The organism is Bacillus sp. FSL W7-1346 (assembly GCF_038593335.1).
Taxonomy (GTDB): Bacteria; Bacillota; Bacilli; order Bacillales; family Bacillaceae; genus Bacillus; species Bacillus altitudinis.
Genome location: NZ_CP151988.1, coordinates 1,962,668 through 1,975,768 on the forward strand (window position 1 = coordinate 1,962,668; position 13,101 = coordinate 1,975,768).

Annotated in this window: 18 protein-coding genes; 6 read left to right on the top strand and 12 right to left on the bottom strand. The window is 40.3% G+C overall.

The window, feature by feature from the left end:
• Nucleotides 1–69 precede the first annotated feature (69 nt).
• The 3 genes from NST09_RS09955 to cgeC all read right to left on the bottom strand — a co-directional run bounded on the left by NST09_RS09955 (nucleotide 70) and on the right by cgeC (nucleotide 3,236).
• Entirely contained in the window at nucleotides 70–1,446 is a 1,377-nt protein-coding gene (locus NST09_RS09955; RefSeq protein WP_159145764.1) for a sigma 54-interacting transcriptional regulator, read from the bottom strand.
• A gap of 155 nt (nucleotides 1,447–1,601) precedes the next feature.
• A complete protein-coding gene (locus NST09_RS09960; RefSeq protein WP_017367460.1) occupies nucleotides 1,602–2,897 on the bottom strand; it encodes a glycosyltransferase family A protein in 1,296 nt (431 codons plus the stop codon).
• Between the two features lie 18 nt (nucleotides 2,898–2,915).
• On the bottom strand, nucleotides 2,916–3,236 hold the full coding sequence (gene cgeC, locus NST09_RS09965) for a spore maturation protein CgeC (protein WP_342492981.1): 321 nt from the start codon (nucleotides 3,234–3,236) through the stop codon (nucleotides 2,916–2,918).
• A gap of 207 nt (nucleotides 3,237–3,443) precedes the next feature.
• Here cgeC and NST09_RS09970 point away from each other — a divergent pair, with 207 nt between their 5' ends.
• Complete coding sequence (locus NST09_RS09970; RefSeq protein ID WP_007500770.1) at nucleotides 3,444–3,845, top strand: hypothetical protein; 402 nt, start codon at nucleotides 3,444–3,446, stop codon at nucleotides 3,843–3,845.
• A 183-nt stretch (nucleotides 3,846–4,028) separates the two neighbouring features.
• Nucleotides 4,029–4,823, top strand: a complete 795-nt coding sequence (locus tag NST09_RS09975; protein ID WP_342492982.1) for a DUF3880 domain-containing protein — start codon at nucleotides 4,029–4,031, stop codon at nucleotides 4,821–4,823.
• A 28-nt stretch (nucleotides 4,824–4,851) separates the two neighbouring features.
• Here NST09_RS09975 and NST09_RS09980 read toward each other — a convergent pair whose 3' ends face one another.
• Nucleotides 4,852–5,574, bottom strand: coding sequence for an N-acylneuraminate cytidylyltransferase (locus tag NST09_RS09980; protein WP_017367462.1), 723 nt, complete (start codon nucleotides 5,572–5,574; stop codon nucleotides 4,852–4,854).
• A gap of 253 nt (nucleotides 5,575–5,827) precedes the next feature.
• Between NST09_RS09980 and NST09_RS09985 the strand changes: the two genes are divergently transcribed.
• Nucleotides 5,828–6,856 carry an SDR family NAD(P)-dependent oxidoreductase gene (locus NST09_RS09985; RefSeq protein ID WP_017359692.1) on the top strand — a complete coding sequence of 343 codons (1,029 nt, stop codon included), beginning with the start codon at nucleotides 5,828–5,830 and terminating at the stop codon, nucleotides 6,854–6,856.
• A 53-nt stretch (nucleotides 6,857–6,909) separates the two neighbouring features.
• On the opposite strand, the gene msrB is transcribed toward NST09_RS09985, so the two are convergent.
• Nucleotides 6,910–7,341: a peptide-methionine (R)-S-oxide reductase MsrB gene (gene msrB / locus NST09_RS09990; RefSeq protein ID WP_007500777.1), complete on the bottom strand. Its 432-nt coding sequence runs from the start codon at nucleotides 7,339–7,341 to the stop codon at nucleotides 6,910–6,912.
• Nucleotides 7,341–7,874 carry a peptide-methionine (S)-S-oxide reductase MsrA gene (gene msrA, locus NST09_RS09995; RefSeq protein WP_116307026.1) on the bottom strand — a complete coding sequence of 178 codons (534 nt, stop codon included), beginning with the start codon at nucleotides 7,872–7,874 and terminating at the stop codon, nucleotides 7,341–7,343. The genes msrB and msrA overlap by 1 nt, the downstream gene beginning before the upstream one ends.
• A gap of 138 nt (nucleotides 7,875–8,012) precedes the next feature.
• Between msrA and NST09_RS10000 the strand changes: the two genes are divergently transcribed.
• From NST09_RS10000 to NST09_RS10010, 3 genes are all read left to right on the top strand, one after another.
• Nucleotides 8,013–8,444, top strand: a complete 432-nt coding sequence (locus tag NST09_RS10000) for a MarR family transcriptional regulator (RefSeq protein ID WP_041091282.1) — start codon at nucleotides 8,013–8,015, stop codon at nucleotides 8,442–8,444.
• A gap of 52 nt (nucleotides 8,445–8,496) precedes the next feature.
• Nucleotides 8,497–8,757 carry a hypothetical protein gene (locus tag NST09_RS10005; RefSeq protein ID WP_008346413.1) on the top strand — a complete coding sequence of 87 codons (261 nt, stop codon included), beginning with the start codon at nucleotides 8,497–8,499 and terminating at the stop codon, nucleotides 8,755–8,757.
• Nucleotides 8,758–8,874: 117 nt separating this feature from the next.
• Complete coding sequence (locus tag NST09_RS10010) at nucleotides 8,875–9,543, top strand: DUF4397 domain-containing protein (protein WP_039963952.1); 669 nt, start codon at nucleotides 8,875–8,877, stop codon at nucleotides 9,541–9,543.
• A 29-nt stretch (nucleotides 9,544–9,572) separates the two neighbouring features.
• On the opposite strand, the gene ypmT is transcribed toward NST09_RS10010, so the two are convergent.
• The 6 genes from ypmT to NST09_RS10040 all read right to left on the bottom strand — a co-directional run bounded on the left by ypmT (nucleotide 9,573) and on the right by NST09_RS10040 (nucleotide 13,096).
• Nucleotides 9,573–9,770: a protein YpmT gene (gene ypmT / locus NST09_RS10015; protein WP_008346409.1), complete on the bottom strand. Its 198-nt coding sequence runs from the start codon at nucleotides 9,768–9,770 to the stop codon at nucleotides 9,573–9,575.
• A 24-nt stretch (nucleotides 9,771–9,794) separates the two neighbouring features.
• On the bottom strand, nucleotides 9,795–10,361 hold the full coding sequence (locus tag NST09_RS10020) for a YpmS family protein (RefSeq protein WP_024718556.1): 567 nt from the start codon (nucleotides 10,359–10,361) through the stop codon (nucleotides 9,795–9,797).
• A gap of 9 nt (nucleotides 10,362–10,370) precedes the next feature.
• Entirely contained in the window at nucleotides 10,371–11,132 is a 762-nt protein-coding gene (locus NST09_RS10025; protein ID WP_342492983.1) for an SGNH/GDSL hydrolase family protein, read from the bottom strand.
• 69 nt (nucleotides 11,133–11,201) lie between these two features.
• Nucleotides 11,202–11,792, bottom strand: a complete 591-nt coding sequence (locus NST09_RS10030) for a cytochrome c oxidase assembly protein (protein ID WP_007500791.1) — start codon at nucleotides 11,790–11,792, stop codon at nucleotides 11,202–11,204.
• Nucleotides 11,793–11,814: 22 nt separating this feature from the next.
• Nucleotides 11,815–12,657, bottom strand: a complete 843-nt coding sequence (locus NST09_RS10035; RefSeq protein ID WP_342492984.1) for a DegV family protein — start codon at nucleotides 12,655–12,657, stop codon at nucleotides 11,815–11,817.
• Between the two features lie 187 nt (nucleotides 12,658–12,844).
• The gene (locus tag NST09_RS10040; protein ID WP_008346400.1) at nucleotides 12,845–13,096 is read right to left on the bottom strand and encodes a YpmP family protein; all 252 of its coding nucleotides are present in this window, start codon (nucleotides 13,094–13,096) and stop codon (nucleotides 12,845–12,847) included.
• Between the last annotated feature and the right edge of the window lie 5 nt (nucleotides 13,097–13,101).

Genomic DNA, 13,101 nt, shown 5'->3' on the forward strand with positions numbered 1-13,101 from the left:
CCAACATGGGAAAATGCCCCTATTCTTTAGAAAAGGAGCTTTTCCGTCACATTCACCTGTTTGAAGTGCCTACTTTTCGGCATCTGTATATTTTTTTAGTTTATACTGCAATGTTTGTCGAGGAATTTTTAAAGCGGCTGCCGTTTGCTTAATATTCCCTGCGTGCTGTCTTAAAGCTTCTTGAATCAGCGTTTGTTCAAATGACGTCACTTGACTTTTTAATGAGGACTCTGGCGGATGACTTTCTATCTGATGCGTCCGCAAATGGGCAGGGAGATATGCTGGGGTGATTTCTTCTGCTTCCTTTGGCATCATCAAGACGGCATGCTCGATCGTATGTTTTAATTCTCTGACATTCCCTGGCCACTGATGGGCCATAAATACTTGGACAGTTTCTTCTGAAAGGCGGTTGACGTTTTTAGAAAATTGCTGATGATACGTTTGAATAAAGTGGCGGGATAACAACTGGATATCATGCTTCCTTGTGCGAAGCGGCGGGATATGAAATGATGACACATGCAGTCTATAAAATAAGTCTTCTCTTAACATTTGTTTTTTAACGGCTTCAAATGGGTCGATATTGAGGGCAGTAATCACTCTGACATTTACTTGAACCGCCTTTGCATCACCTATCCGGCGGACAACACCATCCTCTAACACACGCAGTAATTTTGTTTGAAGCGTAAGCGGCATCGCTTGCAGCTCATCAAGAAAAAGCGTACCACCATCTGCTAATTCAAACAGCCCCTTGCGATCTATTGCGCCCGTATAACTTCCTTTGACAGACCCGAATAAAAGACTTTCAAGCAGCGATTCTGGAAGAGCAGCGCAGTTTTGCGGGATAAAGACTTGATCCTTCCGATCAGATGCATGAACAATCGCTTGTACGAGTACCTCTTTTCCTGTCCCAGTTTCCCCGAAGACCATAACCGATGAAGGATATGCAGCAGCTTTTTTCGCTTTCTCCAGCATCTCTTTTAAGTGTGGATCATTTGTTAAAAATGAAGAAAAATCGAGCATTTGAGTGGTCTCCGCGGCACCATCCGTTCGTTTTTTTTGATCTAAACGATTCGAAAGCGCTGACAGCTTCGACACATCCTTCGCTACTTCTACCGCCCCAATTAACTTGCTGCCTTCTATAATCGGCAGTGTGGTGTTGACGGTCTCAATTTTTTCTCCATTTTTATTCAAATAGGTTTGCAAAGAATGATAAATGGGTTTTCCTGTTCTAAGTACATGCATGAGTGTACTTGTCTTTTCAGTTAATGAAGGATACACATCCAGTATGTACTTGCCAATCACCTCTTCTTTCGCTAAACAGTCGAACTTCGCTGCATTATGATTATAAAAGATGGTGACCCCTTGATCGTCTACAACGTGAATCGCTTCATCGATGGCTTCTAAAATTAATTCAAACCAATCCGCTCTTTCGACAACCTTCCCCACTATTTCCCCCTCACTTTCTATGCCGAAAATCCGGCACGTTTTGCCCAATTTCCAGCGGCTTGATGATATTCAACGTGTTCCCCTATCCTTTTCACGTTTCGCTTTTTCCTGTCGATCTCCTGCTTTTTTCGTCAATTCGAAAAAAAGCACCCCTCTTAGGAGGAGTGCTTTCGTCCTGACATCTGATAAAGAGACAAGTCAAATTCCTGAAGTGACTCCATATACAGCGGCACAATTGGCTTTCCTTCTTGAAAAAATGCAAATTGAGAAGGTTGTAGTTTGATTGGCTGATGGTAAAACGCAAATATTTTCACTACCTCAGGGACAATTCGGCAAAAGGTATCATGCACAAATAAATAGACATCTTGTTTCCATTTAAACAGCCGTCTATTTGGCGGGCTGAATATAGGAGATAATTGAATGATCTTGCCATCCTTAAACGTCTCCAGCTGGTGTTTTGTGACCGTGTATATCTCCTTTTGGTGAAACTGAAAATATTGCACATCACGTTTTGAAGCAAACCGTCTTTTTGTTTGATGTTCAATATAATAAAATGTTCTGCCGTTATCTGCGGTGACGACTGTATAATTTGGGACTGTCAGCGGCTCGTTCATTTCATATTTCATCGTACATAAGGAAGGAACACGAATCGCACGCCTGTTCTTTTCATTCACCCAGCGCTTGTCAATTTGATGAAGACATCCGTGAGCGATTTGATAATAATCGCCATCTCTTTCAATCACAGTTCCGTCAATTAAATCGTAGGGCATACTCGAAAACATATGATGGAATGATTGTGGCGTTTTATATGTGGTATCTAGTACTTCTTGTAATGGAAAGAACGCAGCAAAATGATTCAGTCTCATCCAAAACACAGAGTCAGCATGATGCCAATGTTTTGGTTCGTCGGCCCAGTATTGTCCGTATTTTTCATGAATAAACGAAAGCAGCCGGCTTCTATGCATAACAGAGCAATGGTCGACTTGAAAGGATGCATGCTCCAACACTTGATCTGCTTCTCGAACGAAGCTCGCCGTTTCCACCAAATGCTGATTCACATGCACGACACGTTGCGAGGAATAGACGATATCTATGTGAGGCTTCGATTGAAAAACCTCGACCATTTTCTCTAAACGATCTTTTCTGTAGACTGTATCATCAGTTACATAACAAACCAGCTCACCTGTTATACGTGTTAATGCTTCATTAATTAGCGTTGCATAACGTACAGTCTTCAGCCGGTTTGCAGGATGAATTTGATGAGAATACAATTGAATGCGCTTATCCACTAAATAAGGCTGCATCTTTTGGATCGTTTCTTGTTCAGAGCCATCATCCATGATCAAAAGCTCCCAATGCTGATACGTTTGTTCTACCACACTCTTTAGCACACGTTCAATGAAATCAGGTTTGTTGTAGCTTGTTAATATCACTGATACTTTCATGACCATTATCCTTTTTTAAATAGATTAAAAAGCCCCCCAGCTGACAATGTTCACATAAGGAACACTTACTCTTAGCTGATTTGTCGCATTTTTAAAGACTGCTACTGAGTCAAACAATTGTGCGACAACCACGTTTTGCAGCACATCTCCATTGACTAAATGAACACGCGGCAGCGGAATGCCGAGCTCAAGCCATGGGCGTAGCAATTCTTTAATCTCTGACGCACTCCCTTCCTCACTTTCTTCTAAAAGATGAAGAAGAAGTATAATCAACACAACTTCAAGTATTCCTTCTGTTTCTAGTAATTCTTCGTTCCAGCCATTTAATAGTTGTTCAAATTCCATTCAGATTCCCTCTTTCTTCTCGTTTGATCTTTACTAGAGTATGAGGATCACTTCATTTAGCATCAGCATTTGAAAACATTTTTCAAAAATGTGTGAAGTCATTAAATGAAAAAAGAACAAGGAATGAGCATTCTGCTTATACCAAAAAAAGAGAACGGCATATACATAGTGGTGTGTTTGAATGGATGAAGAAAGGATGGGGAAAACATGAGCGAAAAGCGTGCCGAATTAAAAAAAGAGCTGTTAAAGCTGTTTTTCAAACCGCTTAGTCATGCGTTAACAGTTAATCTCGAAGAAGGAGGAGTTCAAGTGGAAGAAAAATTGAACGATTTATTTAGTGAGGTAGCAGCTGAAGCATCACCTTCAGATTCTGCTACAACACTCGACGTATCTCAACCAGCAAGATGGATTTTTGCAAGACTTGCACCTGGAACAGTCATTAGCATTGTCATGGACTCAGGTGACTTAATCGGACCCGTTCAATTCGTATCATTCGATGCTTCAACAGGTGTTGTTTTCGTCACACAAGAAAGCTCTGTGACACCTACAGGCTCTGCAACGACTCTATTAGATGTAGATAAAGTAGAAAGTGTTACGTTCACATCTTAATGTGAGAGGGCCATCATGAAGCTTCTTTATATCAGCTCTGGCTACGGTGGAATCTATCGGATGTTTGATCAATGGATAGAAGATAGCTTCATTGATTCCCCCTTTTCATGCATCAAGGTGGAAAGGGAAACTCTACCCGCTTATATGCACAAAATCCGGACATTTTCTCCGGATTTTGTTTTCATGATGATCGGTGATCATATTCCAACAGAACTGCTTCATCAATTCAAACAAGAAAAGATCCCCGTTGTACTGTGGATGACAGAAGACCCTTTTTATATAGATGTGTCAGCTGCATGCGTAAGTGATGCACAGCTGATCTTAACGATTGACGAAGGTGCTTTGTCATTTTACAAACAAATGGGCGCTGATCACGCGCACTACTTTCCCATTCCAACCAATACACACGTATTTCAGAAAAAAGAATCACCACATGAATCGTGCATTTATGACATTGCACTCATTGGCTACCCTTATCCAAACCGTATCAAAGCCATCGATACACTCTTACATCAAAACAAATGGCGCATTCTCGTAGCAGGAAAAGAGTGGCATCGCGTGTTGAATAAATCACGCAGACAATATCGTGATCTCTCACTGATGACCCACTGGCTGAGTCCCGAGCAGATGGCAGACATCTATCAAACATCAGCCATTGTTCTGAATCCGCACAGGCCCGCGCAATTTGCCTATAATCAAAACAAAGCCAATGTTCAAAATATGAGTCTTAACAACAGAGCATTTGATATCGCTGCAAGCGGAGGCTTTCAGTTGACAGATCTACAACCGTCACAGGCATTTTCAAGCTTCGCTTTTTACACACATGAAAACGATTTGATTGAGCAGGTCGAGCACTATGTAACAAACCCTCAGCAAAGACAATCGGTTGCAGAGAACAATTACGAGCAAGTCGTTCGCTGGAACACATTTGATACGCTGCCATACAGACTTTATGAAATAGTCAAAAGCGCCCTATGACCGGGCGCTTTTTCTAATTGCCATCATCTTATGCCGTTCCTTCTGCATCTTGTCGAGCCAATAAAATCTTCTCTGCCTTTTTCCGATCTTCCTCACTTTTCACAACAAGCGATTGCGCATGATCCATCATATATGCACCAACAGATCCTTCTAAAAAGGAATGAATGCATTCTTTTGCATATGGAACATGAAACGCATAGACAGCTCCATTTAAACGTCCATACGTATAAGGGTGCTCCTGAGTTGGTACAAAAAAATAATGATTGTCCTTATACAGGCTGGCTTCATTGGTGTCATGAAGTGTCCAAGTTTCATTTGGATTTTCTAACGCCTCTGTAAAAGAAGCCGCACAATCATATCCTCCCTCTACTAGAAGCTGCAAGCAGTTCTCAATATCTGCCGTCTGCCTTAGTGGTGATGCTGGATGCAAATACAAAACAATATCAAACGTCTTTCCCTCTCGTTCTAAATAAGCAAGTGCATGCTTCACAGCTACTAAAGAAGGTGTTTGTTCCGTCACATGTGTGCTTGGCAGTTCAATGACATTTGCTCCATAGTGGGACGAAATGATTTGAGTATTCACATCCTCTGAAGATACGATGACTTCATCTAATTCAATCATTTGTAATAATGGCTGAATGGTCCAATAGATTAGCGGCCGCTCCGCCAATACGCGAATGTGTTCAGCATGATGCCCCTGCTTGCTGCTAAAAGCTGGGATCATGGCTAAAATACGATTTCCCCTATACATGTATGATCTTCTCCCCTCGCGCAGCTCAGTATCAGTGAATACATTCTGAGAGCTGAACTGATCGCCGTACTGAAGTCTTCAGGTGCCTCGCTATTCTACTTAATCTTCTATCTCTACATATTCTATTAAGTCGTCAAGCAGATGGTTATAATTGGTTCACCTAATTTATGCATGAAGTGGTTCTTTTCCTCAAACGTCTTCCTCTCTTTCACATATGATGCAAAGTAGAGAAATGAGAGTTGGGGGATTAGATATGTCCAAACAAATAGAAACGAGTTTGAAGACCTTTTTTCGTGACAAAATCATCTTGGTCACAGGCGGTACGGGTTCGATTGGCCGGCAGATTGTGAAAAAATTAACAGCCTGCTCTCCTAAAAAGGTCATTGTCTTCAGTAAAGATGACAGTAAACAATACATGATGAAAAATGAATATGCGGCGCATCCAGAGGTTGTATTTGCACTTGGAGATGTGAGGGATGCAAGCCGCGTCAGGCAGCTTGTCAAAGGGGTAGATATCATCTTCCATGCAGCTGCACTCAAACAAGTACCCACCTGCGAAGATAATCCGTTTGAAGCTGTCCAAACCAACATCATCGGCGGACAGCATGTCATCGAAGCAGCACTTGAACATGAAGTCAGTCATGTTGTCAACATTTCAACCGACAAAGCGGTTTCTCCGACAAATGCCATGGGAGCTACAAAATTAATTTCAGAAAAATTGTTTTTTCAAGCGAATGAAAGTATTTCAAATCAGAAAACGAGGTTTTGCTCTGTCCGGTTTGGCAATGTGCTTGGATCAAGAGGTTCCGTCATCCCCATCATGCTTCAACAGTTGTTAAATGAACAACCTCTAACTGTAACTGATCCTAAGATGACACGCTTTTTTATGTCTATCGAAGAAGCTGTATCTCTCACGCTTGAAGCAGCTATCATGATGAAAGGCGGCGAAACGTTTATTCTCAAGATGGAGTCATTACAGCTGGCTGATCTATTGAAAGCATTTCATGAATATGCCGGTCAGATCAACGTTCCTTCTCCTGATATTCTCGTTGTCGGCAAAAGACCTGGAGAAAAACTTCACGAGGAGCTCACATTCCCTCACGAGGCAGATGCACTGTTTGAACATGAACAATTTTACGCCATTTTACCAAGACCACATCTTCACCCTCATTTTCAAAAAGTCCATTTGACCCATTACACATCGAACGAAGCACCGCTCATTACAAAAGAGAAACTGTTTCACATCATTGAACAATTACATCATACCCACCATAAAAAATAAAAAAATCGTCACACGGAAGCAGCTGACTTCCATGTGACGATTTTTTAAATCAATTATTGAAAGATGTGTTTCAAATGACCATAGCCTTCTTTTTCAAGATCATCCTTCGGGATAAACTTTAAAGCGGCAGAATTAATACAATACCGAAGACCGTTTGGCCCTGGGCCGTCAGGAAATACATGACCAAGGTGAGAGTCGGCCGTCTTGCTGCGAACTTCAGTCCGCACCATGCCATGGCTCGTATCTACTTTCTCTTCTACCTCTTGATCTTCAATCGGTTTTGTAAAACTTGGCCAGCCGCAATGGGCATCAAATTTATCTAAAGAAGAAAACAATGGTTTGCCTGAAATGATATCTACATAAATGCCCTCTTCCTTATGGTCCCAAAATTCATTTTGAAATGGCGGCTCAGTTCCATTATTTTGCGTCACTTCGTACTGCATTCGGTTTAATTCTTTGATGCGCTGCTCTTTTTCGTTAGCCATTATTTATCACTCCAATGAGATTGAATAAAACCTGCTCTGCCCGAACCGACATGGTATCGTTCGTAGTGCATTTTGTTCTTTTTATAATAATGCTGATGATATTCCTCAGCAGGATAAAAAGGACTAGCCTTTAAAATTTCTGTCACGATTGGCTTTTGGAAAACTCCACTTTGGCTCAGCTGCTCTTTTGATGTTTCTGCAAGTTGCCTTTGTTTTTCATTGTGAACATAAATCCCTGTACGGTAGGACTCTCCTCTATCACCAAATTGTCCTCCATCATCTGTTGGGTCTATTTGCTGCCAATATAGTTCTAATAGCTTCTCATACGGAAAAATGTCTGGATCAAAGGTAATTTGAACGGCTTCTCTATGGCCTGTCGTATTTGTACATACTTCCTCATAGGTTGGATTCACTGTATGTCCGCCAGTATACCCTGATTCAACTTTGATAATGCCTGGCTGTTCATCAAAAGGTTTAACCATACACCAGAAACAGCCTCCAGCAAATGTGGCTAATTCTTGTTTTTCAGACATATTAGTGCCCCCTTCATTTAAAAAATGGTATCATCATATTATAACATGATAAAAAATAATGAAAATGATACGACTTGTATACCTAAAAACAAAAGAAAGCTTTCTGTCGTATCTTAAAATATAATGGGGGTTTAATGATTGGAACAAAGAAAACAAATGATGTATGAAATGGATACTTTACTGAGAACCGTATTTAAGCAAATACGTTATGAAATTAACAGCCTGCTTGAAAACGAATTATCTCGGAATGAATTTCTCATTTTAAATCTGCTGCGTGAACAAGGCGCAAAAAAAGTAACGGAATTCGCCTCAATTCTCGGTGTATCAGCAAGCCATATTACAGCTGTAACCGACACACTTGTAGAAAAAGGCTGGATCACTCGTATCCGTTCAAAAGAGGATCGACGCATCATCAAAATCCACTTAACCGATAAGGGTAAGGAAATTACTGAGCATTTTGAGAAAAAGAAAACAGAATACTTCATGGAACGATTTGAATCATTTGAGGATGAAGAACTGAAAACGATGATCAAATTATTTAAAAAGCTGGATAAAAGTCAAAAGGATTAAGCATAGATTTTAGCGTGGAGGACATGCTACGGATAAAAAGGTGGAATGAACCATGACAAGTCCATATCTTTGTCCGAACTGCAAAACCAACAGAACGCGTTTTAATCTCATCGAGCAGCATTCAGAACCTGTAAAACTTGATCCAGCAACTGGAGCTATTGTCGAAACATATGAAGGAGATCAGCTTTCTCCTTTTCACATGAACTATCAAGGACCGAAAATCAAAGTCCAGTGCGGCGTTTGCGGATTAATTGAGGATGAAAAAACGTTCATTAAGTTGGCTGAATATCATCAATATTCATCTCCTTCTTAATACGAGAGCCTGACACTTTTTGTCAGGCTTTTTTCTATGTTTCTTTTGCCTATACAGATCGTCCCTTTCTTGCATACGCTACAAAAAACACATTGCAGAGAAAGAAGGGATAAAGACGTGCAGCAGCTCTACGAGATGAATCAATTTCTATATCGTCCATTAGCTACCTTTCCCCCATACCATCCGAGAAACACCATTTCCAAAGCTGTTATTCGATTATTTCACGCTGCACCGGATTTAAGTGAGCTTGCTGTATTTGTAAATCAACAGCCAATCCAAAAAAAGCTACCATACGGTCAGCTGTCTGCTTATATGGAATGGGATGAGGGTGTTTATGAGATAGAAGTATTCAAGCTGGCTACAAAAGAAAAAATTCTTTCTTCTCGTATGATGATTAATGGAAACGAGACTTACACGCTATGTATCACAGGAGCTCGTACCGGCTTTGCGTTGCTCACAGAAAAGCAAGACTCGCTGATTAAGCAAGATGAGCTATCAGCACTCACGTTTATCCAGCTGTCACCAGACCTCCCTTTCATTGATATATATGAACGAGATCAAGGCATGTTATCAAAGGAGCTCGGATATGTAAACGGCACCCAAACCCACCACTTCTCTCCGAATAAGTATCACTTTGAATTAAAAGCTGCCGGTACTCAAAGTGTACTGCTAGATATTCCGAAAGTTCACCTGCAAACAAAGCGGGCCTATCTTATTTTACTTCATGGATTTGCAAACGGAGAGCCAGAGCTAATGGCAAAAGTCGTCTTGTCTCACCAAATGTAAAAAGAGCCTTTCCAAATGGAAAAGGCTCTTTACGAGACATCTTCAGCTTTTTCTTGTTTTTGAAAATCAAAAGCAAGAATCATGGTACCTAAAAATAATGCACAATAGGCGATATTTAAGTAAAACTGGTCGATATTTTCTGCTTTTAAATGAGAGGCAGCTGTCATGCCAAAGTATGCAGCAAATAAGAGCGACAGTAAACTAAAATATTGATAGACTCGCTTCATCGTTTCACTCCTGACTTACACGTTCTATTGCTTTGGATGATAATATGAGAATTCAATTTCATCATTCTCAAGATCAATTTTGTTCGCTTTGACATACATATCATTCGTCAGCGGCATTTCTGAAAGGCGCACTTCCACCGTTTTTTGGTCTGGTTTCACATGAACGAAATCAGGCAGTTCATAGAATTGACCCATGTAGCTTAAAACAAAACTGATTGGGATGCTTAATTGTCCAATTGAAAAGTCATCTACTTTCAGCAGAACATCCCCATTATCTTCAACAGATGGTGTAAATGATACATTTGCATTAATCGTTGAAGAAAAAGCTTTGATTGCACCTGTTACTTTCACATCTTGGTCAATCGCAACATGAAAGTCGGGCATATCGCTTGATCCTTGGTTTTTTAAATAATCATTGACAAAGCTGGTGAGCGATTCTTTTGAACTAGAAATGTTAAAAGCATACTCGCTGTTCACTTCTTTTTTCGAAGCGGATTGATCGCTCGGCAGCAGCATAAAAATACCGCATACAAGAACAATCAATAGATTAATTGACAGTAAAATAAAAAATAAACTCTTCCATTTTTTCATCTTTTCACCCTATTCCTTCGGCAGTCCTTCTTTTTTCACTTCTGAGAATAAACGATTTGCCATAAGAGAGTACCCCTTTTGGTTTGGGTGGAAATCATCATCTGACAGTAATTTTTCATCTTGATCATTTTCAAATAAATCTGCTACATCGATCATATCAGCATTGCCGTCTTTTTTTAGTTCTTTTTCGGCAGCAGCATTCCAGTCTTTGACGACCTCATCAATATCTCTCAGCTCAGACAAACTGAACTTAAAAGGATTGTACATACTGACATACATGATCTTTGCATGGTCATTATGCTCTCTTAATTGAGCAAGAATGGTCTTAAAACGCTCTTCAAAAGGACCTTGCTCTTTTTGAAAAGGAGCAAATGTCAAGTTGAGCACATTTTGACGGACGACATGCATTAAGTCATTTCCGCCGATCGTAAAGAAAATATAATCAGCGTCTTTCAGTCCATCCTGCACTTTTTTTTCTTTTAATCTTTTTAATAAATCTACCGTTCTACTGCCTTTAATGGCATAGTTTTTTAATGTAACAGACTGTACACCGTCCACCGCTTCTATCTTGTCACGGGTGATGCCGGCATACCCTTTTTTATTTTGATCTCCGATTCCTTCTGTTAAGGAATCTCCAACCGCTGCGATCGTAATATGTTCTTTTACGTTTTGTGTGTCTTCTAGTTTATCCTTTATGCCAGCCTCTTGCGCGGAACATGCAGAAAGAACAAAAGCTAGAGACATCACAATCAAAATCAAACGAGCCTTCAAACGATGATGTCCCTCCTTTTTCTGATTAAAAAAGTGTATCATGTTTTCGCTCATTTGAACATCCTTATGCTAGCTTCGATTCAGTGTTTTGATGTCCTTGATGATTTCATCATATGGCGTATTTTGAACACCATCATAGTTTTTCATCACTTTTCCTTCTTGATCAACGAGGAAAAACAGAGATTGATGTATCACTTGGTCTTCGTCTTCAGGTTTTTTCACAATCGTCTTAAAGCTTTTCATTGCAAATTTTTCAATTGCTGACTGCGAGTAACCAGTGAGAAAATCCCAATTTTTAAAGGATAATGGATATGCTTTTGCAAATTCCTTTAGCTTTTTCGGTGAATCCACCTCTGGATCGACGCTAAATGAAATGATGTGCGCATCCAATTTTTCTTCTTTTAACCGTTTTTGTAGCTCTGTCATATGTGCGGTCATCGGCGGGCAAATCGTTTCACAGCTTGTGAAAATAAAATCTGCCACCCAGACTTTCCCCTTTAAATCGTCGAGCGACACCTTTTGACCATCCTGGTTTTGATACTCAAACGGCTGGATTTGATAATTTAATGCATCCTTGATTTGTCCATTTGAACATGAGACTAAAAGAAGCACGCTTATAATCGTAAGCGCACCAAATAAGGCTCCCCTTTTTGTATACATGACCATTACATCCCCTTTTCAATCAATCGGTATAAAAAGTAAAGCCTATAGCGCCCTTACCAGTATGACAGGAAATAATCGGTGTTGTATAAGCGATGTCAACTAGTGCATCAGGTGTATGATCAAGCAGTGCTGCTTTAAGCTTTTCTGCAAGTTCTAATGCGTCTGCATGTGCAATCCCAACGGCCTGAACGGTTTTCCCTTTCACCGCCTGTACATACTGTTTTGTCAAATAGCGGACAAGAGCGGAGTAACTTCTCACATTCGCTTCTGGTGTGTATATGCCGTCTGTTAAGCTGGCAATTGGTTTAATATGAAGAAGTGAACCGATCAGCGCCTTTCCTCTTCCAATTCGTCCACCTTTCACGAGATTTTCTAATGTATCGATTGTGACAAATAGCTTTGTTTTAAGACGAATTTTGTCCATTTCTTTGAGGATGTCATCACGGCTTGCCCCTTTTTTTGCAAGCTCTGCTGCTTTGGTGACTTGAAACCCTAAACCATAGGAAATAAAATTCGAATCGATGACAGTGATATTCCCGTCCACCATTTTAGAAGCGCTTTCAGCAGTTTGAACCGTACCACTCATCCCACCAGTTAAATGGATACTAATGACTTCGCTTCCATCTGCCGTCAGTTTTTCATATAATTCGACGAATTGACCGATCGCAGGTTGAGACGTTTTCGGCAGTTCCTCAGCGGCCTCCATTTTTTCAATAAATTCATCTGGTTGTATGTTCACTCGGTCAATATAATCAACCCCAGAAATGGAGATATTGAGCGGAATGACATGAATGGAAAGATCATTGATTTTTTCTTGCGGAAGGTCCACAGTTGAATCTGTTACAATTTTAATTTGTTTCACTATCGTCTCATCCTTGCTGTCTTAGTCTTTACATATGATATTACCTTATTTCGTGCATACTTGAAAACAACTGTCAGAACGTTTTTGAAATTGTCACATTTTCTTCTTTTCATGTAAAAAATCCTTGCCAAGATGAGTAGCCCCCATTTGAAAATGGCCGCTCACTCTCTTTGGCAAAGATTCCAATTTACGCATTGTGTTTTAGTGTAGGCTCTTGGTAGATCTGTTCATATGTGCTCCACTTGACGTTACGTTTCACATCCTCCCTGAAAGAGTACACATGCCTCTTTCCCTTAGATACATAGACTTTTTTCAAGAAAGCTTCAAGTCTAAAGGTGAGCATGAAACCATAGGATTCATCTCCCTTTAAAACAGGGACTTCTGTTACCTTGATCTGAGCTCCATCCATCCGTCTAAAACATATTGTTTTGAGCAGCACAAACG